Raw genomic sequence first — 19,031 nt, forward strand, 5'->3', positions numbered from 1 at the left:
CGCGTGATTTCGGCGCCCACGATCTATGGAACGGCGATGTTCCTCTCGTCGGTCATTCCGGCAACCGGCAGCGATTGCGAAGGCGTGACCGGTAGCGGTTACACCAATGCACTCAATCTGTTCACCGGTACGAGCCCGGCCACCGCGGGTTATTTCACCGACACGGGCACAGTGCGCAATGCCGGCGGCACCGGGGTCATCGGCTCGATCGGCGTCACCGGCGGCATGCCGACCGAAGTGAACATCACGAACGCCCTGGCCACCGTCGGCACAGGCGCGTTCTCGAGCGGCGGCGGCGGTGGCGGCGGCGGTGGCGGCGGCAGCGGCAATACCGAGAGCAACGGTATCGTCACGCCGTCCGGTGGCACGCCCAGCCGCGTCAACTGGCGCGAAGTGGTGCCCGCACAATGATCACCGGAGGCGCAATGCAGACACGTAACAGCGGTTTCACCCTGATCGAAATCATGATCGTGGTGGTCATCATCTCGATCCTCGCGAGCATCGCCTATCCCGCGTACATCAAGTACACGATCAAGGCGCGTCGTTCGGCCGGCGCGGCGTGCCTCATGGAGCAGGCGCAGTTCATGGAGCGCTATTACTCGACGAACATGGGCTACACGGGCGCCGCGTTGCCTGCAACGGGCTGCACGACCGAACTGGCTTCGCATTACTCCTTCGGCTTCTCGGCCGGCCCTGCAGCCACCAGCTACACGCTGGCCGCGACGCCGCGCGGCACGCAGGCGGCCAAGGACACGGAGTGCGGCACGATGCGAATCGACCAGAAGGGGACGAAGACGGTGAGCGGAACCGCCAGCGCCACGCCCGCGCGCTGCTTCTGATCCCTGCGACGCGCACAAACAAAGAACCCGCCTTTCGGCGGGTTCTTTGTTTGAATCTGGCGCCCGAAGTTGGACTCGAACCAACGACCCCCTGATTAACAGTCAAGTGCTCTAACCGGCTGAGCTATTCGGGCGGGGAGCCGCATTTTAGAGCGTCCGTCGCCGAGGTCAAGCATCGCCGCATTCGGCGCGCTCCCGCTCCACGCGCGCCCGGCCCGAAGTGTTGAGGATCACGCGCGCCCGGGGCGTTTCGCCGTCGCAGAGGTTCAGCGTCACGTTGGTGCCGGAGGCCCAGCCGCTGGGCTGGAAACGGATGCGCACGCGGCCCGCCGTCGAGCGAAGGCTCAGCGGGGCGGGGACGGGGTCGACGCGACGGATCAGTTCGGACTCCGCCGGCTGGCCATCGGCGTTTGCATCCGTGAAGACGAGCCATCCGTTCGACCAGTCCGGGTTCCCGGAGCACCTCCGGCCGTCGGCCGATGGACAGAGCGTGACGGCGCGCCTCCGGGAGATGGCCTCCATGCGGGCCAGGGCGAGGGACGAGGACACGCTGCCGAGCGCCGATTGCGCCCGCATCCTCGACATGAGTCCGCCGAGTGCCGGAGCGCCAATGCCCAGCACGATGCCCGCGACGGCGAGCGCGACCAGCAGCTCGACCAGGGTAAAGCCGGAGTCACGCGGGGTGGGTCGCATCGTTCTGTCCGTCCTTGGAGTCCGCACAGCCTGCGATCCGCGACAGCGGTCGGGCGTAGGCCCGCGCCGGCCCGGGCCGTCGGACAAATCCCATGAGGCGTTCATCCGCCGCGACTAAGATGGGGAAATGGATTCCACGTCACTTCCGGCCCGCGACGCGCCCGGCCGCTTCCAGCTCGTCTCCCCCTATTCCCCCGCCGGCGACCAGCCGGCCGCCATCGAGCGACTCGCCGCCGGGTTCGAGGCCGGTCTGGCACACCAGACCCTGCTGGGCGTCACGGGGTCGGGCAAGACCTACACGATCGCCAACGTCGTGCAGAAGGTGCAGAAGCCGACCATCGTGATGGCGCCGAACAAGACGCTCGCCGCGCAGCTCTACGGCGAGTTCAAGTCGTTCTTCCCGAACAACGCGGTCGAGTACTTCGTCAGCTACTACGACTACTACCAGCCCGAGGCCTACGTTCCGTCGAGCGATACCTTCATCGAGAAGGACAGTTCGGTGAACGAGCACATCGAGCAGATGCGGCTGTCGGCCACGAAGGCGCTGCTCGAGCGGCGCGACACGCTGATCGTCTGCACCGTGTCGGCCATCTACGGCCTGGGCGATCCGGGCGAGTACCACCGGATGGTGCTGCACATGGTCCGCGGCGAGCGCATCGACCAGCGCGAGCTGATCCGCAAGCTCACCGAGATGCAGTACTCGCGCAATGACTCCGAACTGCGCCGCGGCACGTACCGCGTGCGCGGCGAGGTGATCGACGTGCATCCGGCCGAACGCGAGAACGAGGCGATCCGCATCGAGCTGTTCGATGGCGAGATCGAGCAGATTTCCGCGTTCGACCCGCTGACCGGCGAGGTCTTCCGCAAGCTGCCGCGCTTCACGATCTACCCGAAGTCGCACTACGTGACGACGCGAAAGACCGTGCTCGAGGCGGTCGACACCATCAAGGACGAGCTGCGCGAGCGGCTCGAACAGCTGTACGCGCAGAACAAGCTGGTGGAGGCGCAGCGCCTGCAGCAGCGCACGCAGTTCGACCTCGAGATGCTGGCGGAAGTCGGTTTCTGCAACGGCATCGAGAACTACTCGCGGCACATGACCGGGCAGAAGCCGGGCGAGCCGCCGCCGTGCCTGTTCGACTACGTGCCGCCGGACGCGCTGATGGTGGTCGACGAATCGCACGTGACCGTCCCGCAGGTCGGCGCCATGTACAAGGGCGACCGCTCGCGCAAGGAAACGCTGGTCGAGTTCGGTTTCCGGCTGCCGTCCGCGCTCGACAACCGGCCGCTCAAGTTCGAGGAGTGGGAAAACCGTGCGCCCCGCGCGATCTACGTCTCGGCGACGCCGAGCCAGTACGAGCTGCAGCACTCCGAAGGCGAGGTCGTCGAGCTCGTGGTGCGGCCGACCGGCCTGATCGATCCCGAGGTGGAGGTGCGCCCGGTCGCCACGCAGGTGGACGACCTGCTCGGCGAGATCAACAAGCGCGTCGCGATGGGCGATCGCGTGCTCGTGACCACGCTGACCAAGCGCATGGCCGAGAACCTGACCGAGTACCTGACCGAGCACGGCATCAAGGTCCGCTACCTGCATTCGGACATCGACACGGTCGAGCGCGTGGAGATCATCCGCGACCTGCGGCTGGGCAAGTTCGACGTGCTGGTGGGCATCAACCTGCTGCGCGAGGGCCTCGACATGCCGGAGGTGTCGCTGGTCGCGATCCTGGACGCCGACAAGGAAGGCTTCCTGCGCTCGGCGGGCTCGCTGATCCAGACCATCGGCCGCGCGGCGCGCAACCTGCGCGGCAAGGCGATCCTGTACGCGGACGTCGTCACGCGTTCGATGAAGATGGCGATGGACGAGACCGACCGTCGCCGCGCGAAACAGGTCGAGTACAACACCGAGCACGGGATCACGCCGCAGTCGGTGGTGCGGCCGATCAAGGACATCCTGGAAGGCGCGCGCAGCGAGCCGGAGGACGCGAAGGGCAAGGGCAAGAAGGCGCGTCGTGTCGCCGAGCCGGAGACGGATTACGCGGCGCTCAGCCCCGCGCAGCTGGCCTCGCGGATCAAGGCGCTCGAGCAGCAGATGTACCAGCACGCGCGCGATCTGGAGTTCGAGGCGGCGGCGAACGTGCGCGACCAGCTGCGCAAACTGAAGGAGGCGGGCTTCGCGAGCTGAACCGGCTTGCTGCCGGCGGCGCGGCTGGCTACACTGTGCGCCCCTCGCCGGGGCGGTTCACCGGCAACGGGCGGTTAGCTCAGCGGTAGAGCACTACCTTGACATGGTAGGGGTCACAGGTTCGAACCCTGTACCGCCCACCACATCTGTGGCCAGACGGCGCGATCTCCGGATCGCGCCGATTGTGTTTGCGGGGTCAGGCGGCGCGGCGCCGGCGCCCGACGGGACGCGGGCGGGCGCTGCGTGCGGTCGAGCGCGAGCCGCTGCGTCGATGCGAGCGCGCCTCCAGCCGCTCGCAGGCGCGGCCTTCCGCGTCCAGCAGCGCGCACCACAGGGCGAGCCCGGCGACGGCCCCGATCGACGCGATCACGCGGCCCGCGGTGTCCAGGCGGCAGGCGGCCGCGATCAGCAGGGCGGTCAGGATCCCGACCCACACCAGGCAGCGGCGCAGGCGGCGGATCGGGCGGGGTGGGGGCGTCGCGCGCATGGGGGCTCCGGTCGAACGCCGCCATTGTTCGAAGCCGCCATGACAACCGGGTGAGCCGACGCTGAAAGCTGGATGACAGCGCGTCGCGGCCGCTGCATCCCCGAGGCGGTAAAGTGCGTTCCCTGTCATGCCGGCGGCGCGCGTCGCCGGCGCGAAGGAGCCCGATGTCCGTCCTGTCCGACCCGTTCGGTCGCACGTTTCCCTACCTGCGGCTCTCGCTCACCGAAGCCTGCAACTTCCGGTGCGGCTACTGCCTGCCGGACGGTTACGCCGCGGATGGCCGGCCGGTATTCCTGGCCCGCGACGAAGTGCGCCGGCTGCTCGGCGCGTTCGCGACCGTCGGCATGCGCAAGGTGCGCCTGACCGGCGGCGAGCCGACGCTGCGCAAGGATCTCGTGGACATCGTCGCCGACGCCGCCCGGATCGACGGCGTGGCGAAGGTGGCGCTGACCACCAACGGAACGCGGCTGCCGGCGCATGTCGGACCGTGGCGCGACGCCGGGCTCACGTCGCTCAACGTGAGCGCGGACAGCCTCGACCGCGGCGTCTTCGAAGCGGTGACGGGCCATGATCGCCTGCCCGAGATCCTGGACGGCATCGACCGCGCGCTCGCGCTCGGCTTCGACGCGGTGAAGCTCAACGCGGTGCTGCTGCGCGGCATCAACGACGAGTCATTGCCCGCGTGGCTCGACTACCTGCGCGAGCGCCGCGTCTCGGTGCGCTTCATCGAGCTCATGCGCACCAACGACAACGTGGCGTACTTCGAACGCCACCACGTACGCGCCGACGCCATGGAGCGCACGCTCGCCGAAAGCGGCTGGGTGCGGATGATGCGTGCGTCCGACGCCGGCCCGGCGATCGAGTACGTGCATCCGGATTACGCCGGCCGGATCGGCATCATCGCGCCGTATTCCCGCGATTTCTGCGCCGGCTGCAACCGCCTGCGCGTGACCGCGCGCGGCGACCTGCGCCTGTGCCTGTTCGGCGACCACGGCGTGCCGCTGCGCGCGCTGCTGCAGAGCGACGACGACCGCGACGCGCTGGTCGGCCTGATCGCATCGCAGCTGCGGCTCAAGGCCGCGGGCCACGGCCTGCACGCCGGCGACAGCGGTATCACGCCGCACCTCGCATCGATCGGAGGCTGAGTGACCGAGGCATTCCACATGGCCGACATCCGCGGCAAGCGGCCCACGCGCCGCCGTGCCGTCGCGGTGGGCGAGCTGCAGGCGGGCGAGGCGGCGTTCGCCGCGATCGTCGAGCGGCGCCTGCCGAAGGGCGATGCGATGGTGATGGCCGAGATCGCAGGGCTGCAGGGCGCGAAGCAGGCGTCGAACCTGATGCCGCTCTGCCATCCGCTGCTGCTCGAGCTGGTCCGCGTGCGCTGCATTCCGGTTCCCGAGCGCCATGCCATCCGTGTGTACTGCGAAGTCGCGACGGAAGCGCGTACGGGCGTCGAGATGGAAGCGTTGGCCGGTGCGAGCGCGGCGCTGCTCACGCTGTACGACCTCACCAAGCCGGTCGAGCCCGCGCTGTCGATCGACGCAGTACGACTTCTGTTCAAGGAAGGCGGCAAGAAAGGCCTCTGGCGCCACCCGCTCGGCATGAGCGACGAGGAAGTGGCGCGTTACCGGCCGCGCGCGATCGCCCGCCTGGACGGCGTGGCCTGCGCGGTGGTGACGCTGAGCGATCGCGTGAGCGTGGGCGCGGCCGACGACGCGGCCGGTCCCGAGCTGCAGCGCGGCCTCGAGTCGCTCGGTGCGGCGGTGCGTGTCGACGTGCTCCCTGACGGCATCGAGCCGCTGCGCAGCCACTTGCTCGCACGGGCGGGCGAGGGCGTGCGGCTGTGCCTGTGCACCGGCGGGACCGGCCTCGGTCCGCGCGACTGCACGCCGGAGGCGCTCCTGCAGGCCGGCGGCGTCGAGGTGGAAGGCATTGCGGAGATGTTCCGCAGCGAAAGCCGCCACTACACGCCGCTGGCGTGGCTGAGCCGCGCGCGCGCCGTGCGCGTCGATCGCATGCTCGTGGTGGCGTTGCCCGGCAGCCCCCGCGCCGCGCGCCAGGGATTCGAGATCCTGGCGCCGTTGCTCGCGCATGCGGTGTCGATGATGGATGGAGACGGGCACGCGTGATCGGCTACGACGACGCGCTGCAGCGCCTGCTGTCGCAGGCGGCACCAACCGCCGTCGAGCGCGTCGCGGCCGCGGAGGCCGAAGGCCGGGTTCTCGCGGCGCGTTTGTGCAGCCCCGAAGCGCTGCCGCCCTTCGACAACTCGGCGATGGACGGCTTCGCGCTCGCCTGCGGCGAACGCCCGATCGTCGCCGGCACGGAATTCGACGTCGCGGGCGCCAGCGCGGCTGGCGACGGCATCGCGGAGGCGCACGCGCCGGCCGCGTGGGAAATCATGACCGGCGCACCGATGCCGCGCGGCTTCGACAGCGTGGTCCCGGTCGAACAGGTGCACGTACTCGAGCGCGCTGCCGGGCGCCCGTCCCGCATTCGGTTGGAAGCGGACGTCGCAGCGCGGCAGCACGTGCGCGAGGCCGGTAGCGACATCGCACCTGGGGCCGTGATCGCGGAGGCCGGTACGGTCTGCGATGCCGCGCTCGTCATGGTCTGCGCGGCCGTCGGCATCGGCGAGGTCGAGGTGCGGCGCAGGCCGCGCGCCGCGCTGGTGAACACCGGTCGCGAACTGGTCGACGATCCGCGGCGTGCGCTCGCCGGCGGCGAGATCCGCAATTCCAACGGACCGTTCCTCGCCGCGCGGCTGCGCTCGGCGGGCGCGGAGGTGATGGGCGTGCGCACGGTCGAGGACGATGCGGACGCGTTCCTCGCCGCGATCGATTCGATGCCCGGCGCGGACGTCGTCATCAGCACGGGTGCGGTGTCGATGGGGCGCTTCGATTTCGTGCCCGACGCGCTCGCGCGGCGCGGGGCGACGACGCTGTTCCACAAGGTCGCGATCCGGCCGGGCAAGCCGCTGCTCGCGGCGCGGCTGCCGTCAGGCGCGCTGTTTTTCGGCTTGCCGGGCAACCCCGCGTCGACGGCGGTGGGCCTGCGCTTCTTCGTCGAGCCGGTGCTGCGCGCGATGCTCGGCATGCCGCCGGAGCGCGTCATTCGCCTGCCGCTGCGCGCTGCTTACGCCAAGCGCGTGCCGCTGCGGATGCACCTGAAGGCGCGGCTGGCATTCGATGCGGACGGACTCGGCGTCGAGGTGCTCGCCGGGCAGGAGTCGTTCCGGATCCGGCCGTTGCTCGCCGCGAATGCGTGGGCGATCGTGCCGCCCGACGTCGAGCGCCTCGAGGCGGGTGAACTCGTCGAGGTGGTCGGGCGCGGCCATCTGGAACCGTTGACGGTGGACGCGTGAGAGAGATCGAGATCCAACTGTTCGGGGCGCTGCGCGAGGCCGAGCCCGGCGCGCGCATCGCGTTCGAGACGGACGCGGCGACGGTCGCGCAACTCCGGACCGAACTGCTGGCGCGCGTGGCGGCGTGGCCCGACGCCGCACGCGCGCTGTTGCCCCGATCCGCGTTCGCCAACTCGACCAGCGTCCTGCGCGACGCCGAGGCGCTGCCCGATGACGGGCGTCTCGCGCTGTTGCCGCCGGTGAGCGGGGGCTGACGTGGTTCGGCTGCACACCGGCATCGTCGACGCCTCGAGCGGCGCGCTCGACATCGCCGCCGCATTCGAATTCGTCGCCGACCCCGCGTTCGGCGGCTACACGGCGTTCGTCGGCCGGATCCGCGACCTCAACCACGGTCGGCGCGTCGAAGCCGTCAGCTACGACCTGTTCGATGCGCTGGCGCTGCAGCGCTTCGGCGAGATCGCCGCGGAGACGATCGAGGATGTCGGCCCCGCGATGCGGCTCTGGATCGAGCACGCGAAGGGCCGGGTGCCGGTCGGCGGCGTCGCCGTCGTCGTCGCCGTCGGCACGCCGCATCGCGACGAGGCGTTCCTCGCGTGTCGGCAGGTCATCGAGGCGGTCAAGCACACAGTGCCCATCTGGAAGCAGGAGCACTACGAGGACGGCAGCAGCGAATGGAGCGAAGGCTGCTCGCTGTGCCACGCGTGAGCGACCGGCCGTTCACCGGCATCGTGCTCGCCGGCGGCCGCTCGTCGCGCATGGGCGTCGACAAGGCGCTTCTCATGCTCGACGGCCGCAGCCTGCTGGACACCGCGATCGCGCGCCTCCGCGAGGCCGGTGCGGAGCAGGTGCTCGTCAGCGGTGAGCGGCCCGCGCACGCCGGCGTGCCGGATCGCACAGCGGGCCTCGGCCCGGTGGGTGGGCTGGCCAGCGTGATGGCGGCCTGTCCGGACGGCGCGGCCGTCGTGGTGCCGGTCGACATGCCGCGGCTGTCTCCGGGCGCCCTGCGCCGGCTCGTCGATGCGCTGGACACCGCGCGTGCCGTGTATTTCGACGGCCATCCGTTGCCTTGCGGGCTCCGCGTCGACGACGCGACCCGGGCGGCGATCGCCGCCTGCGTGGCGGCGGCACCCCACGGGCCGGCCCTGCGTTCGCTGCTGCGCGGGCTCGGCGCCGTCACGTTGCAGGCGACGGACGCGGCGGACTTCGAGAACGTCAACACGCCGGCCGCCTGGGCGGCGTTCTCGTCATGAAAGTGCAGTTCGAGCCGGGTCGCATCCGCCTGCGCGTGAGTGGCGACGAGTTCCGCGCACTGCGTGTCTACGGCACGCTCGTGGCATCGATCGACTGGCCGGGTGGTGGCTGGCGCGTCGAGGTCGCGCGGGGCGACGCGCCTCCGCAGGCCACCGGCACCACGCTCCGGGTGACGTTCGGCGCGGACGAGATCGCGGGGCTCGAGGCCCGGCTGCCCGCGCGCGACGGCCTGAAGCGCCGCCTCGAGCTGCCGGACGGGGCTGTGGACGTGCTCCTGGAAGTCGATCTCCACGACGGCCGCCGTCGCCCGCGTTGACGCGCGCGCCGAAAGCCCCAACCATTACCGTCCGCGCGGCGATCCGGCCGCGCCCGAGACCGAGGTGGCCCGCGGGAACGCCGGCCGAGCGTGCGACATGAGCAGTACCATCGCCCCGCGCTGAATTCCTCCCGCACCGGCCGCCGCCGGTGCCGCGTTCCCGTGCCGCTTCCGGCACCGAAATACCGGACCCCCATGATCGCCATCACGTTGCCCGACGGCTCGCGCCGCGAGTTCGACCATCCCGTTTCCGTGTCCGAGGTTGCGGCCTCGATCGGCCCGGGCCTCGCCAAGTCCACCGTCGCCGGTGAAGTCGACGGCAAGCTCGTCGACGCCTGCGACGTGATCGACCACGACGCGAAGCTCCGCATCATCACGCCGAAGGATCCCGAGGGCGTCGAGATCATCCGCCACTCCTGCGCGCACCTCGTGGGCCACGCGGTGAAGCAGCTCTATCCGAACGCCAAGATGGTGATCGGCCCCGTCATCGAGGACGGCTTCTACTACGACATCTGGAACGAGCGCCCGTTCACGCCCGACGATCTCGTCGCCATCGAAAAGCGCATGGCCGAGCTGATCGACAAGGACTACGACGTCATCAAGCGGGTGACGCCGCGCGAGGAAGTCATCGCGGTGTTCAAGGAGCGCGGCGAGGACTACAAGCTGCGCCTGGTTGACGACATGCCCGACGAGACCGCGATGGGCCTGTACCACCACGAGGAATACGTCGACATGTGCCGCGGACCGCACGTGCCGAACACGCGTTTCCTCAAGGCGTTCAAGCTGACGCGCATCTCCGGCGCCTACTGGCGCGGCGACTCGAAGAACGAGCAGCTGCAGCGCATCTACGGCACCGCCTGGGCCGACGCCAAGCAGCTGAAGGCCTACATCCAGCGCATCGAGGAGGCCGAGAAGCGCGACCACCGCAAGATCGGCAAGCAGCAGGACCTCTTCCACATCCAGGAGGAGGCGCCGGGCCTCGTGTTCTGGCATCCGAAGGGCTGGTCGATCTGGCAGGTCGTCGAGCAGTACATGCGCAAGGTGTACCGCGCGAGCGGCTACCAGGAAGTGCGCTGCCCGCAGATCCTCGACGTTTCGCTGTGGCAGAAGTCCGGCCACTGGCAGAACTACAAGGAGAACATGTTCTTCACCGAGTCCGAGAAGCGGACATATGCGCTGAAGCCCATGAACTGCCCGGGCCACGTGCAGTTGTTCAACCAGGGCCTGCACAGCTACCGCGACCTGCCGATCCGCTACGGCGAGTTCGGCGCCTGCCATCGCAACGAGCCGTCCGGCGCGCTGCACGGCATCCTCCGCGTGCGCGGCTTCACCCAGGACGACGGCCACGTGTTCTGCACGGAAGACCAGGTCGAGGCCGAGGTGCGCGCCTTTCACGCGCAGGCGCTGAAGGTGTATGCGGACTTCGGCTTCGAGGACATCCAGATCAAGATCGCGCTGCGCCCGGACAACCGCCTCGGCGACGACGCGACCTGGGACAAGGCCGAGGATGCGCTGCGCTCGGCGCTGCAGGCCGCCGGCGTCGAATGGCAGGAGCTTCCGGGCGAGGGCGCGTTCTACGGCCCGAAGATCGAATATCACCTGCGCGACGCGATCGGCCGCACGTGGCAGCTCGGCACGATGCAGGTCGACTTCATGATGCCGGGCCGCCTCGGCGCGGAATACGTCGACGAGGCCTCGCAGCGCCGGCATCCGGTGATGCTGCACCGGGCGATCGTCGGGTCGATGGAGCGCTTCATCGGCATCCTGATCGAGCACCATGCGGGCGTCTTCCCGAGCTGGCTGGCGCCGGTGCAGGCGGTGGTCATGAACATCACCGACGCCCAGGCCGACTGGGTCGACACGGTCCGGAAAACCCTTATGGATCAAGGCTTCCGGGTCCATTCCGATTTGCGGAACGAAAAGATCGGCTATAAGATCCGCGAGCACACGCTGCAGCGCGTGCCGTACCTGCTGGTGGTCGGAGACCGCGAGAAGGAGAACGGTATGGTCGCCGTGCGGACCCGCGGTGGGGAGGATCTGGGCTCGATGACCATCGACCAGTTCGCCGCGAGACTGCAGGGCGAGGCCCTCTAGGCCGCGTTGCTGACAAGACCGGCCGTCCGGACGGCCGGTTCCATTACCGGAGATTGCGACATCAGTACCGCCGAAAAGCCGAACAGGAAGAACAGCGAGATCCGCGTCCCGCGCGTCCGAGTCATCGGGAGCGACGGCGAGATGATCGGCGTGCTTACGCGCGACGAAGCCCTCACGATGGCCCAGGACGAAGGCCTCGATCTCGTTGAAATCCAGCCGAATGCGGACCCGCCGGTCTGCAAGATCATGGATTTCGGCAAGTTCCGCTTCGAGCAGCAGAAAAAGGCCAACGAGGCCAAGAAGAAGTCGAAGCAGGTCGAGATCAAGGAAATGAAGTTCCGCCCCGTCACCGACGAGGGCGACTACCAGATCAAGCTGCGCAACATGCGCCGCTTCCTGGAGGAAGGCGACAAGATCAAGGTCAACATCCGCTTCCGTGGCCGAGAAATGAGCCACCAGGAGCTGGGCCGCCAGATGGCGGAGCGCATCGAGAAGGATCTGGGCGAGGACATCGTGATCGAGTCCCGGCCGCGCCTGGAAGGCCGCCAGATGGTGATGATGATCGCGCCGAAGAAGAAGCAGCCGTAACCGGCACGCGGTACCCGTGACGGCCCGCCTCGGCGGGCCGTCCGCGTGAGAGGCGGTCCAGTCGCTTGGGCCGAGCCGCGCGGAGGCGGGCCCCGGTTGGTGGCCAACTGCCTGATTTGCACCGGTTTAACGGGTCGTGCACAATACGCGGCCCGGTTCGCCGGGATGCGCCGAGAGGCGCCAGGACCCGTCACGTCGGCCATGGGCCGCCGTCGACCAACACGCCGGTATGGGCAGGAAGGAAAGCGTGGCGCCCGCCACCGCCCAGCCAGTCAGAAACTCCGAACGGACATCGATATGCCCAAGATCAAGACCAATCGGGCGGCGGCCAAGCGCTTCCGGAAGACCGCTTCCGGCAAGTACAAGTGCGGCCACGCCAACAAGAGCCACATCCTCACCAAGAAGGCGACCAAGCGGAAGCGCAACCTCCGGCAGACGAACCACGTTCGTGCCGAGGACGCGGGCCGTCTGGACCGCATGCTGCCGTATCTCTGAGGAGGGCTGAACCATGGCACGAGTTAAGCGTGGCGTGATGGCGCGTCGCCGTCACAAGAAGGTCCTCGCCCAGGCGAAGGGTTACTACAACGCGCGTCGCAAGGTCTTCCGCGTCGCCAAGCAGGCGGTCACGAAGGCGCTGCAGTACGCGTACATCGGCCGCAAGCAGAAGAAGCGCCATTTCCGCACCCTGTGGATCGCCCGCATCAACGCGGCGGCCCGTCAGAACGGCATGAGCTACAGCCGCTTCATCAACGGTCTGCTGAAGGCCGGTATCACGCTCGATCGCAAGGTGCTGGCGGACATCGCCGTGCACGACGCGGCGGGCTTTACCGCGCTGACCGAGAAGGCGAAGAGCGCGCTCGCGGCGTAAGAAGCATCAGCGAAGCCCGCGCTCCATGCGCGGGCTTTCGCGAAAGCCTCACGCATGGGGGAAGGGCGCAAGTCCTTCCCCCATGTTCGGTTGGGGTAGCGGAACCATGGCGCGCCAGTTGTTGCGTCGCCCTCTGCGTCGCCGCCGGGCCCCGGCCCGCGCGACGGCTACCAGGATCGCGGCCTCACGCCGCGCAGCGAAGAGAATCGTTCATGAGCGGCACGCGCGATGAGTGACATCCAGACCCTGACCCGGCAGGCGCTTGCCGATATCTCGGCCGCCGCGACGCCGGACGCGGTGGAGGCACTGCGCGTCGCGCTGCTCGGAAAGTCCGGCAGCATCACCGGGCAGCTCAAGCAGCTCGGCGCATTGCCGCCCGAGCAACGCAAGGCTGCCGGCGAAGCGATCAACGCCGCACGCGACACCGTCACCGCGGCGCTCGCCTCCAGGCGCCAGGACCTCGACGCCGTCGCGCTCGAAGCGCGGCTCGCTTCCGAATCCATCGACGTCACGCTGCCGGGTATCGACGTCGCACGCGGCGGCCTGCATCCGGTCGGCCGCACGCTCGAGCGCATCGCCGAGATCTTCGGTCGCCTCGGCTACCAGCTCGCCGACGGCCCCGAGATCGAGGACGACTGGCACAACTTCGAGGCGCTGAACTTCCCGCCGCAGCATCCGGCGCGCGCCATGCACGACACGTTCTACTTCGGCGACGGGCGCCTGCTGCGCACGCACACCTCGGGTGTGCAGGTGCGCTTCATGCAGGCGCACCAGCCGCCGCTGCGCATGATCGCGGCCGGCAAGGTGTACCGCAGCGACAGCGACCAGACGCATACGCCGATGTTCCACCAGGTCGAAGGCCTGCTGGTCGACGACCGCGCGAGCTTCGCCGACCTCAAGGGCACGCTGGTCGAATTCGTCCGCGCGTTCTTCGAGCAGGACCTCGAGATGCGTTTCCGCCCGAGCTACTTCCCGTTCACCGAACCGTCCGCGGAAGTCGACATCGCGTGGACGCAGGCCGACGGCAGCACGCGTTGGCTCGAGGTCCTGGGCTGCGGCATGGTGCACCCGAACGTGCTGCGCAACGTCGGCATCGACCCGGAGAAGTACACGGGCTTCGCCTTCGGGCTCGGCGTCGAGCGCTTCGCGATGCTGCGCTACGGCGTCGACGACCTGCGCAGCTTCTTCGAGAACGACGCGCGCTTCCTGCGGCAGTTCGCGTAACCCATTCGTCGAATCCTGATGCGCCGGCCCGCGCCGGCGTGACGAGCGAGATCCCATGAAGTTCTCCGAAAACTGGCTGCGCGAACACGTTCCCACCCGCGCCACGCGCGACGAGCTCGCCGCGACGCTCACCGCCATCGGGCTCGAGGTCGAGGACGTGGCGCCGCTGGGCGAGTCGCTCGACGGCGTCGTCGTCGGCCGAATCGTCTCCGCCGAGCGTCATCCGGAGGCCGATCGCCTGCAGGTCTGCAGCGTCGACATCGGCGCGGCGGAGCCGTTGCAGATCGTCTGCGGCGCGCCCAATGCGCGCGTCGGGCTCTGCGCGCCGGTGGCGACCGTCGGCAGCACGCTGCCGGGCGGCATCGTGATCAAGGCCGCGAAGCTGCGGGGCGTGGAGTCCAGCGGCATGCTGTGCTCGGCGAAGGAACTCGGCATCGACGCCGATGCGTCCGGCCTGCTCGAACTGCCGGGCGATGCCCCGGTCGGCGCGCGCATCACCGAATTCCTCGCGCTGCCCGACGCGAGCATCGAGATCAAGCTGACCCCGAACCGCGCTGACTGCTTCAGCGTGCGCGGCATCGCCTACGACGTCGCCGCCGCCACTGGTGCGCAGGTCGCGCCGTTCGACGTCGAGGCGGTCGAAGCGACGACGGCCGCGACGCTCGACATCGCGCTGCAGGCGGGTGCCGCCGCTCCGCGCTACTGCGGTCGCGTGGTCGAAGGGGTGGACGCGTCGCGCCCCACGCCGGTGTGGATGGCCGAGCGCCTGCGTCGCAGCGGCATCCGCCCGGTGTCGTTCCTGGTCGACGTCACGCAGTACGTGATGATCGAACTCGGGCAGCCGATGCACGCATTCGATCGCGCCACGCTGACGGGTCCCGTCGGCGTGCGGCCGGCGCGCGAGGGCGAGACGCTCAAGCTTCTCGACGGCCGCGACGTCGCACTGGACCCGCAGTTCCTCGTCGTCACCGATGCCGATCGCGCGGTGGCGCTCGCCGGCATCATGGGCGGGCACGACACGCGGGTAACCGACGCCACGCGCGACGTGTTCCTGGAATCCGCCCATTTCGCGCCCGATGCGATCATCGGCCGCGGCCGCAAGCTCGGCCTGCACACGGATGCCTCGCACCGCTTCGAGCGCGGGGTCGACCCGGCGCTGCCGCGCGACGCGATCGAATACGCCACGCGACTGATCGTGGACATCGCAGGCGGCCGGCCCGGGCCGGTCGTGGAGGCCACGCTCGACGAGCACCTGCCGCGCCCCGCGGCGATCACGCTGCGCCGCGAGCGCCTGCTGCGCGTGCTCGGCACGCGCGTGCCGGACGCCGAGGTCGAACGCATCCTGCGCTCGCTCGGTCTGGCGCTCGAAACGGGCAAGGACGAGTGGACGGTGACACCGCCCAGCCGCCGCTTCGACCTCGCGATCGAGGAAGACCTCATCGAGGAAGTCGCGCGGATCCACGGCTACGACGCGGTGCCGGCGACGCTGCCGGCGGGCGTGGTGCCGCTGGCGCCGGCGTCCGAGACGTGCGTGGCCACCGCCCAGCTGCGGCGTGCGCTCGCCGGGCGCGACTACCTGGAGGCGATCAACTACGCATTCGTGGATGCCGCCTGGCTGCAGGCGTGGTCGCTGGCCGACGGCGCGGTCGCGCTCGCGAACCCGCTGAGCGCCGAGCTCGCGGTGATGCGCACCTCGCTGCTGCCCGGGCTGGTCGCCGCGCTGGAGCGCAACGTCGTGCGCCAGCAGTCGCGCGTGCGTCTGTTCGAGTCGGGCAACGTCTTCCATGCCGCCGGGGCGGGCGAGGCCCCGCGCCATACGCAGCGCCTCGCGGCCGTCGCCTGTGGCACGGCCGATCCGGAGCAATGGAGCAGCGCTGCGCGGGCCGTCGGTTTCCACGACATCAAGGGCGACGTCGAAAGCCTGGCCGCGCTGTCCGGCGCGTCGCTGGCCTTCCTGCCGTCGTCGCGGCCGTGGGGCCACCCGGGCCGGTCGGCCGACATCCATCTGGCGGGCCGCCCGGTCGGCTGGATCGGGCAACTGCATCCGCGCCTGCAGCAGTCGCTCGGCCTGGACACGGATGTTCTCGCGTTCGAAGTCGACCTCGACGCGGTGCAGCAGCGGCCGGTACCCCGAGCACAGGGCTTGTCGCGGTATCCGTCGGTGCGCCGCGACCTCGCGTTCGTGGTTCCCGATGCGGTGGCCTGGTCGGCGATCGAGACTGCCGTCCGCAACGCCGCGGGGCCGTCCCTGCGCGAGCTCGTGCTGTTCGACGTCTACCGCGGCAAGGGCGTCGAAACCGGATTCAAGAGTGTGGCCATGGGCTTGATCCTGCAGGAAAAAAATCGCACTCTGACCGACCGCGACGTGGACGCTGTCGTCGGCGAAGTCGTCGCTTCGCTGCAGCGTGAACACGGCGCGACGATCCGCAGCTGAGCCCGAGGAATCTGCACCGATGACGCTGACGAAGGCCGAGATGGCCGAGCGACTCTTCGACGAGGTCGGCCTCAACAAGCGCGAGGCCAAGGAGTTCGTCGATTCGTTCTTCGACGTGCTGCGGCAGGCGCTCGAGGGCGGCCGTCAGGTCAAGCTGTCGGGTTTCGGCAACTTCGACCTGCGCCGCAAGAACCAGCGTCCGGGCCGCAATCCGAAGACCGGCGAGGAGATTCCGATCTCGGCGCGCACCGTCGTGACGTTCCGTCCGGGACAGAAACTGAAGGAACGCGTCGAGGCGTATTCGGGAGCCGTCGACCATGCTTGATCCGGGCAGCAACAAGGAACTTCCGCCGATCCCGGCCAAGCGCTACTTCACGATCGGCGAGGTGAGCGAGCTGTGCGACGTCAAGCCGCACGTGTTGCGCTACTGGGAAACGGAATTTCCGATGCTCAACCCGGTGAAGCGCCGCGGCAATCGCCGCTACTACCAGCGCCACGAGGTGCTGATGGTGCGCCAGATCCGCGGCCTGCTGTACGAGCAGGGCTACACGATTGGCGGCGCGCGGCTGCGGCTGGAAGGCGACGGCCAGAAGCAGGAGTCGGCGCTGAGCTCGCAGATCATCCGACAGGTGCGGATGGAGCTCGAGGAAGTGCTGCAGCTGCTGCGGCGCTGACCGGACTCGCGGCGCCCGTCGCGCCGGCGTGCAGCAGCGTAGCGGGGCGGGTCGCGTTATACTGCGCGCCCGCTCCGGCGGGACCTTTCGGGGTATAGCGCAGCCTGGTAGCGCACTTGTCTGGGGGACAAGTGGTCGTCGGTTCGAATCCGGCTACCCCGACCAATTCGATGCATCTCGACGCCCGGCCCCGTGCCGGGCGTCGTCGTTCTGGGCTGCCCGTTCTCGCCGGCCGCTGGCCGGTGCGGCCAAGCGACGAACGTCACGGAACTTCCGGCACGCCCGCCCGGTCACAGCGGCCGTTCGCCGCCGCCGGCGGCTCTGGAAGGGAGTTCCCATGCGTCCTGCAAGTCCCCTGTTGCTCGCATTCGTGTTCGCGATGGCAGCCGCCCATGCGCAGCAGCCCGCGCCGACGCCGACGCCGACCCCAACCGTGCCATCCGGCGAGCGCGTCCTCGATACGGCCGTGGTGCGGATGCCGGGCCCCGGCCTGTGGAAGGTGCGCAAGGGTGACCACACCCTGTGGGTGCTGGGTACCGTGTCGCCGCTGCCGGCCGGCATGGTGTGGAATTCGGCCCGCGCGCGCGCCGTGCTCGCGCAGGCTGACGCGGTGATCGGCGCTCCGTCCGTGGCGGTCGATGCGGACATCGGCTTCTTCGGCAAGCTGGCGCTGCTGCCGTCGCTCGTGGGCGTGCGCGCCAACCCGGACGGCCGGCAACTGAACGACGTGTTGCCGGCGCCCGTGCATGCGCGCTGGCTCGGTCTCAAGCAGCGCTACATCGGGCGCGACGCGTCGGTCGAGAAGTGGCGACCGATCTTCGCCGCGTCGAAGCTGTACAACGAAGCGGTCCGCAGCGTCGGACTCTCCAGCCGCGACGTCGTGCGCACGGCGCTCGCCGACACGATGAAGGCGCGTGGCCTGAAGCCGGTGGCCGTCAGCGCCCGCGTCAAGGTCGCCAATCCGAAGGGCGTGCTCAAGGAATTCAAGACCGCGCAGTTCGCCGACCGCGAATGCTTCGAGAAGACGCTCGATCGCGTCGAGCACGACCTGCCGGCGCTATCGGCGCGCGCCGACGCCTGGGCGCGCGGTGACGTGCAGGCGCTGGGCGCGCTGCCGAATCCCGACCTCGGCGACGTCTGCGAGCGCGCGATGCTCGGCGGCGCGTTCGCCGCCAAGTACGGCATGGACTCGCTGGAGTCGCAGGCGCGCGCCAAGTGGATCGCGGAGGCGGAATCGAGCCTTGCCCGGCATCGCACGACGTTCGCGATCCTGCCGATGAACGACGTGCTGTCGCGCAGCGGGCTGGTGGCCGCGCTGGCGTCGAAGGGTTACGTGGTCGAGGCCCCCGGCGAGGCCGCAGCGAACGGGGACCACATCGCGCCGTAGCCGCACGCGCGCGACTGCTCCGATCTCGCGGCGTCGCGCGCCGCGAGGCGTGTCGTCAGACCGCGGCGGCGCGCGGCGGAGAGCGCAGCTGCGGCCACCGCGCGAGCACCGACGCGCGGATGCCCGCGACGTCCAGGCCCGCCTCGGCCAGCAGCTGTTCGCGACTGGCATGGTGCTGGAATTCGTCGGGCAGGCCGAGGTGAAGTACGGGCAGCACGATGCCCTCGGCGGCGAGGAGCTCGGCGACGCCGGCACCGGCACCGCCGGCGACGACGTTGTCCTCAAGGGTGACGAAACCCTCGTGCGTGCGCGCCAGCTCGAGGATGAGCTCGCGGTCGAGCGGCTTCACGAAGCGCATGTTGGCGACGGTGAGTCCGAGCTCGTCGCCGACGACCTGCGCGGCCGGCACGATCGCACCGAACGCGAGCAGGGCGATGCGCGCGCCGCGGCGACGGATCTCACCGCGGCCGATCCGCAGCGTGTCGAGCGTGGGCTCGACGGCGACGCCGGGACCGGTGCCGCGCGGATACCGCACGGCGGCCGGGCCGTCGAAGTAATGGCCCGTCGAGAGCATCCTGCGACACTCGTCCTCGTCGGCCGGCGCCATCACCACCATGTTGGGCACGCAGCGCAGGA

22 protein-coding genes and 3 tRNA genes are annotated in these 19,031 nt (G+C 69.6%); 21 read left to right on the forward strand and 4 right to left on the reverse strand.

Annotated elements, in window-relative coordinates; translation table 11 throughout:
- Positions 1 to 36 precede the first annotated feature (36 nt).
- Together E4F61_RS15010 and E4F61_RS12265 are read left to right on the forward strand one after the other, a co-directional pair.
- Entirely contained in the window at positions 37 to 411 is a 375-nt protein-coding gene (locus tag E4F61_RS15010; protein ID WP_133479934.1) for a hypothetical protein, read from the forward strand.
- Between the two features lie 14 nt (positions 412 to 425).
- Positions 426 to 839: a type IV pilin protein gene (locus tag E4F61_RS12265; protein ID WP_133478304.1), complete on the forward strand. Its 414-nt coding sequence runs from the start codon at positions 426 to 428 to the stop codon at positions 837 to 839.
- Between the two features lie 57 nt (positions 840 to 896).
- On the opposite strand, the gene E4F61_RS12270 is transcribed toward E4F61_RS12265, so the two are convergent.
- Both E4F61_RS12270 and E4F61_RS12275 read right to left on the reverse strand, forming a co-directional pair.
- Positions 897 to 973 (reverse strand) — tRNA-Asn (locus tag E4F61_RS12270).
- Between the two features lie 34 nt (positions 974 to 1,007).
- The gene (locus tag E4F61_RS12275; protein ID WP_162301487.1) at positions 1,008 to 1,532 is read right to left on the reverse strand and encodes a GspH/FimT family pseudopilin; all 525 of its coding nucleotides are present in this window, start codon (positions 1,530 to 1,532) and stop codon (positions 1,008 to 1,010) included.
- A gap of 127 nt (positions 1,533 to 1,659) precedes the next feature.
- On the opposite strand from E4F61_RS12275, the gene uvrB reads away from it, so the two are divergent.
- Both uvrB and E4F61_RS12285 read left to right on the forward strand, forming a co-directional pair.
- Positions 1,660 to 3,708, forward strand: a complete 2,049-nt coding sequence (gene uvrB / locus E4F61_RS12280) for an excinuclease ABC subunit UvrB (RefSeq protein WP_133479936.1) — start codon at positions 1,660 to 1,662, stop codon at positions 3,706 to 3,708.
- A 68-nt stretch (positions 3,709 to 3,776) separates the two neighbouring features.
- Positions 3,777 to 3,851, forward strand: a tRNA-Val gene (locus E4F61_RS12285).
- A 53-nt stretch (positions 3,852 to 3,904) separates the two neighbouring features.
- Here E4F61_RS12285 and E4F61_RS12290 read toward each other — a convergent pair.
- Positions 3,905 to 4,195 carry a hypothetical protein gene (locus tag E4F61_RS12290; protein ID WP_133479937.1) on the reverse strand — a complete coding sequence of 97 codons (291 nt, stop codon included), beginning with the start codon at positions 4,193 to 4,195 and terminating at the stop codon, positions 3,905 to 3,907.
- A 164-nt stretch (positions 4,196 to 4,359) separates the two neighbouring features.
- On the opposite strand from E4F61_RS12290, the gene moaA reads away from it, so the two are divergent.
- From moaA to E4F61_RS12375, 17 genes are all read left to right on the forward strand, one after another.
- Positions 4,360 to 5,340 (forward strand): GTP 3',8-cyclase MoaA, encoded by a 981-nt coding sequence (gene moaA, locus E4F61_RS12295; RefSeq protein ID WP_133479938.1) that lies wholly within the window; start codon positions 4,360 to 4,362, stop codon positions 5,338 to 5,340.
- Between the two features lie 18 nt (positions 5,341 to 5,358).
- Positions 5,359 to 6,324 (forward strand): bifunctional molybdenum cofactor biosynthesis protein MoaC/MoaB, encoded by a 966-nt coding sequence (gene moaCB, locus E4F61_RS12300; RefSeq protein ID WP_133479950.1) that lies wholly within the window; start codon positions 5,359 to 5,361, stop codon positions 6,322 to 6,324.
- Positions 6,321 to 7,559: a molybdopterin molybdotransferase MoeA gene (locus E4F61_RS12305; protein ID WP_133479939.1), complete on the forward strand. Its 1,239-nt coding sequence runs from the start codon at positions 6,321 to 6,323 to the stop codon at positions 7,557 to 7,559. Before moaCB ends, E4F61_RS12305 begins: the two co-directional genes overlap by 4 nt.
- The gene (locus tag E4F61_RS12310) at positions 7,556 to 7,813 is read left to right on the forward strand and encodes a MoaD/ThiS family protein (RefSeq protein WP_133479940.1); all 258 of its coding nucleotides are present in this window, start codon (positions 7,556 to 7,558) and stop codon (positions 7,811 to 7,813) included. Before E4F61_RS12305 ends, E4F61_RS12310 begins: the two co-directional genes overlap by 4 nt.
- 1 nt (position 7,814) lies before the next feature.
- Positions 7,815 to 8,264 (forward strand): molybdenum cofactor biosynthesis protein MoaE, encoded by a 450-nt coding sequence (locus E4F61_RS12315; RefSeq protein ID WP_133479941.1) that lies wholly within the window; start codon positions 7,815 to 7,817, stop codon positions 8,262 to 8,264.
- Positions 8,261 to 8,809 (forward strand): molybdenum cofactor guanylyltransferase, encoded by a 549-nt coding sequence (gene mobA, locus E4F61_RS12320; protein ID WP_238382918.1) that lies wholly within the window; start codon positions 8,261 to 8,263, stop codon positions 8,807 to 8,809. The genes E4F61_RS12315 and mobA overlap by 4 nt, the downstream gene beginning before the upstream one ends.
- A complete protein-coding gene (locus tag E4F61_RS12325; RefSeq protein ID WP_133479943.1) occupies positions 8,806 to 9,126 on the forward strand; it encodes a hypothetical protein in 321 nt (106 codons plus the stop codon). Before mobA ends, E4F61_RS12325 begins: the two co-directional genes overlap by 4 nt.
- Before the next feature lie 195 nt (positions 9,127 to 9,321).
- The gene (gene thrS / locus E4F61_RS12330; RefSeq protein ID WP_133479944.1) at positions 9,322 to 11,220 is read left to right on the forward strand and encodes a threonine--tRNA ligase; all 1,899 of its coding nucleotides are present in this window, start codon (positions 9,322 to 9,324) and stop codon (positions 11,218 to 11,220) included.
- A gap of 60 nt (positions 11,221 to 11,280) precedes the next feature.
- The gene (infC, locus tag E4F61_RS12335; RefSeq protein WP_238382922.1) at positions 11,281 to 11,808 is read left to right on the forward strand and encodes a translation initiation factor IF-3; all 528 of its coding nucleotides are present in this window, start codon (positions 11,281 to 11,283) and stop codon (positions 11,806 to 11,808) included.
- Positions 11,809 to 12,105: 297 nt separating this feature from the next.
- Complete coding sequence (gene rpmI, locus E4F61_RS12340) at positions 12,106 to 12,303, forward strand: 50S ribosomal protein L35 (RefSeq protein ID WP_027083463.1); 198 nt, start codon at positions 12,106 to 12,108, stop codon at positions 12,301 to 12,303.
- A gap of 13 nt (positions 12,304 to 12,316) precedes the next feature.
- Positions 12,317 to 12,676 (forward strand): 50S ribosomal protein L20, encoded by a 360-nt coding sequence (gene rplT / locus E4F61_RS12345; RefSeq protein WP_133479945.1) that lies wholly within the window; start codon positions 12,317 to 12,319, stop codon positions 12,674 to 12,676.
- A 228-nt stretch (positions 12,677 to 12,904) separates the two neighbouring features.
- Positions 12,905 to 13,900 carry a phenylalanine--tRNA ligase subunit alpha gene (gene pheS / locus E4F61_RS12350; protein ID WP_133479946.1) on the forward strand — a complete coding sequence of 332 codons (996 nt, stop codon included), beginning with the start codon at positions 12,905 to 12,907 and terminating at the stop codon, positions 13,898 to 13,900.
- Between the two features lie 55 nt (positions 13,901 to 13,955).
- A complete protein-coding gene (pheT, locus tag E4F61_RS12355; RefSeq protein WP_133479947.1) occupies positions 13,956 to 16,334 on the forward strand; it encodes a phenylalanine--tRNA ligase subunit beta in 2,379 nt (792 codons plus the stop codon).
- A gap of 19 nt (positions 16,335 to 16,353) precedes the next feature.
- The gene (locus E4F61_RS12360) at positions 16,354 to 16,659 is read left to right on the forward strand and encodes an integration host factor subunit alpha (RefSeq protein WP_133479948.1); all 306 of its coding nucleotides are present in this window, start codon (positions 16,354 to 16,356) and stop codon (positions 16,657 to 16,659) included.
- Positions 16,652 to 17,008, forward strand: coding sequence for a MerR family transcriptional regulator (locus tag E4F61_RS12365; RefSeq protein ID WP_115645567.1), 357 nt, complete (start codon positions 16,652 to 16,654; stop codon positions 17,006 to 17,008). The genes E4F61_RS12360 and E4F61_RS12365 overlap by 8 nt, the downstream gene beginning before the upstream one ends.
- 88 nt (positions 17,009 to 17,096) lie before the next feature.
- Positions 17,097 to 17,173: transfer RNA gene (locus E4F61_RS12370), tRNA-Pro, on the forward strand.
- Positions 17,174 to 17,345: 172 nt separating this feature from the next.
- Entirely contained in the window at positions 17,346 to 18,395 is a 1,050-nt protein-coding gene (locus E4F61_RS12375; protein ID WP_133479949.1) for a TraB/GumN family protein, read from the forward strand.
- A gap of 55 nt (positions 18,396 to 18,450) precedes the next feature.
- Here the strand turns inward: E4F61_RS12375 and E4F61_RS12380 are convergent.
- A partial coding sequence (locus tag E4F61_RS12380; protein ID WP_274380537.1) for a transketolase C-terminal domain-containing protein occupies positions 18,451 to 19,031 on the reverse strand: 581 nt, incomplete at its 5' end.

It is taken from the genome of Cognatilysobacter segetis, from assembly GCF_004359965.1.
In the GTDB taxonomy this organism is placed as follows: domain Bacteria; phylum Pseudomonadota; class Gammaproteobacteria; order Xanthomonadales; family Xanthomonadaceae; genus Cognatilysobacter; species Cognatilysobacter segetis.

Excerpts from the sequence above, each read along its gene's own strand:
- E4F61_RS15010 (WP_133479934.1), top strand. The coding sequence starts at position 37 with ATGTTCCTCTCGTCGGTCATTCCGGCAACCGGCAGCGATTGCGAAGGC.
- E4F61_RS12265 (WP_133478304.1), top strand. The coding sequence starts at position 426 with ATGCAGACACGTAACAGCGGTTTCACCCTGATCGAAATCATGATCGTG.
- E4F61_RS12275 (WP_162301487.1), bottom strand. The coding sequence starts at position 1,532 with ATGCGACCCACCCCGCGTGACTCCGGCTTTACCCTGGTCGAGCTGCTG.
- uvrB (WP_133479936.1), top strand. The coding sequence starts at position 1,660 with ATGGATTCCACGTCACTTCCGGCCCGCGACGCGCCCGGCCGCTTCCAG.
- E4F61_RS12290 (WP_133479937.1), bottom strand. The coding sequence starts at position 4,195 with ATGCGCGCGACGCCCCCACCCCGCCCGATCCGCCGCCTGCGCCGCTGC.
- moaA (WP_133479938.1), top strand. The coding sequence starts at position 4,360 with ATGTCCGTCCTGTCCGACCCGTTCGGTCGCACGTTTCCCTACCTGCGG.
- moaCB (WP_133479950.1), top strand. The coding sequence starts at position 5,359 with ATGGCCGACATCCGCGGCAAGCGGCCCACGCGCCGCCGTGCCGTCGCG.
- E4F61_RS12325 (WP_133479943.1), top strand. The coding sequence starts at position 8,806 with ATGAAAGTGCAGTTCGAGCCGGGTCGCATCCGCCTGCGCGTGAGTGGC.
- thrS (WP_133479944.1), top strand. The coding sequence starts at position 9,322 with ATGATCGCCATCACGTTGCCCGACGGCTCGCGCCGCGAGTTCGACCAT.
- rpmI (WP_027083463.1), top strand. The coding sequence starts at position 12,106 with ATGCCCAAGATCAAGACCAATCGGGCGGCGGCCAAGCGCTTCCGGAAG.
- rplT (WP_133479945.1), top strand. The coding sequence starts at position 12,317 with ATGGCACGAGTTAAGCGTGGCGTGATGGCGCGTCGCCGTCACAAGAAG.
- pheS (WP_133479946.1), top strand. The coding sequence starts at position 12,905 with ATGAGTGACATCCAGACCCTGACCCGGCAGGCGCTTGCCGATATCTCG.
- pheT (WP_133479947.1), top strand. The coding sequence starts at position 13,956 with ATGAAGTTCTCCGAAAACTGGCTGCGCGAACACGTTCCCACCCGCGCC.
- E4F61_RS12360 (WP_133479948.1), top strand. The coding sequence starts at position 16,354 with ATGACGCTGACGAAGGCCGAGATGGCCGAGCGACTCTTCGACGAGGTC.
- E4F61_RS12365 (WP_115645567.1), top strand. The coding sequence starts at position 16,652 with ATGCTTGATCCGGGCAGCAACAAGGAACTTCCGCCGATCCCGGCCAAG.
- E4F61_RS12375 (WP_133479949.1), top strand. The coding sequence starts at position 17,346 with ATGCGTCCTGCAAGTCCCCTGTTGCTCGCATTCGTGTTCGCGATGGCA.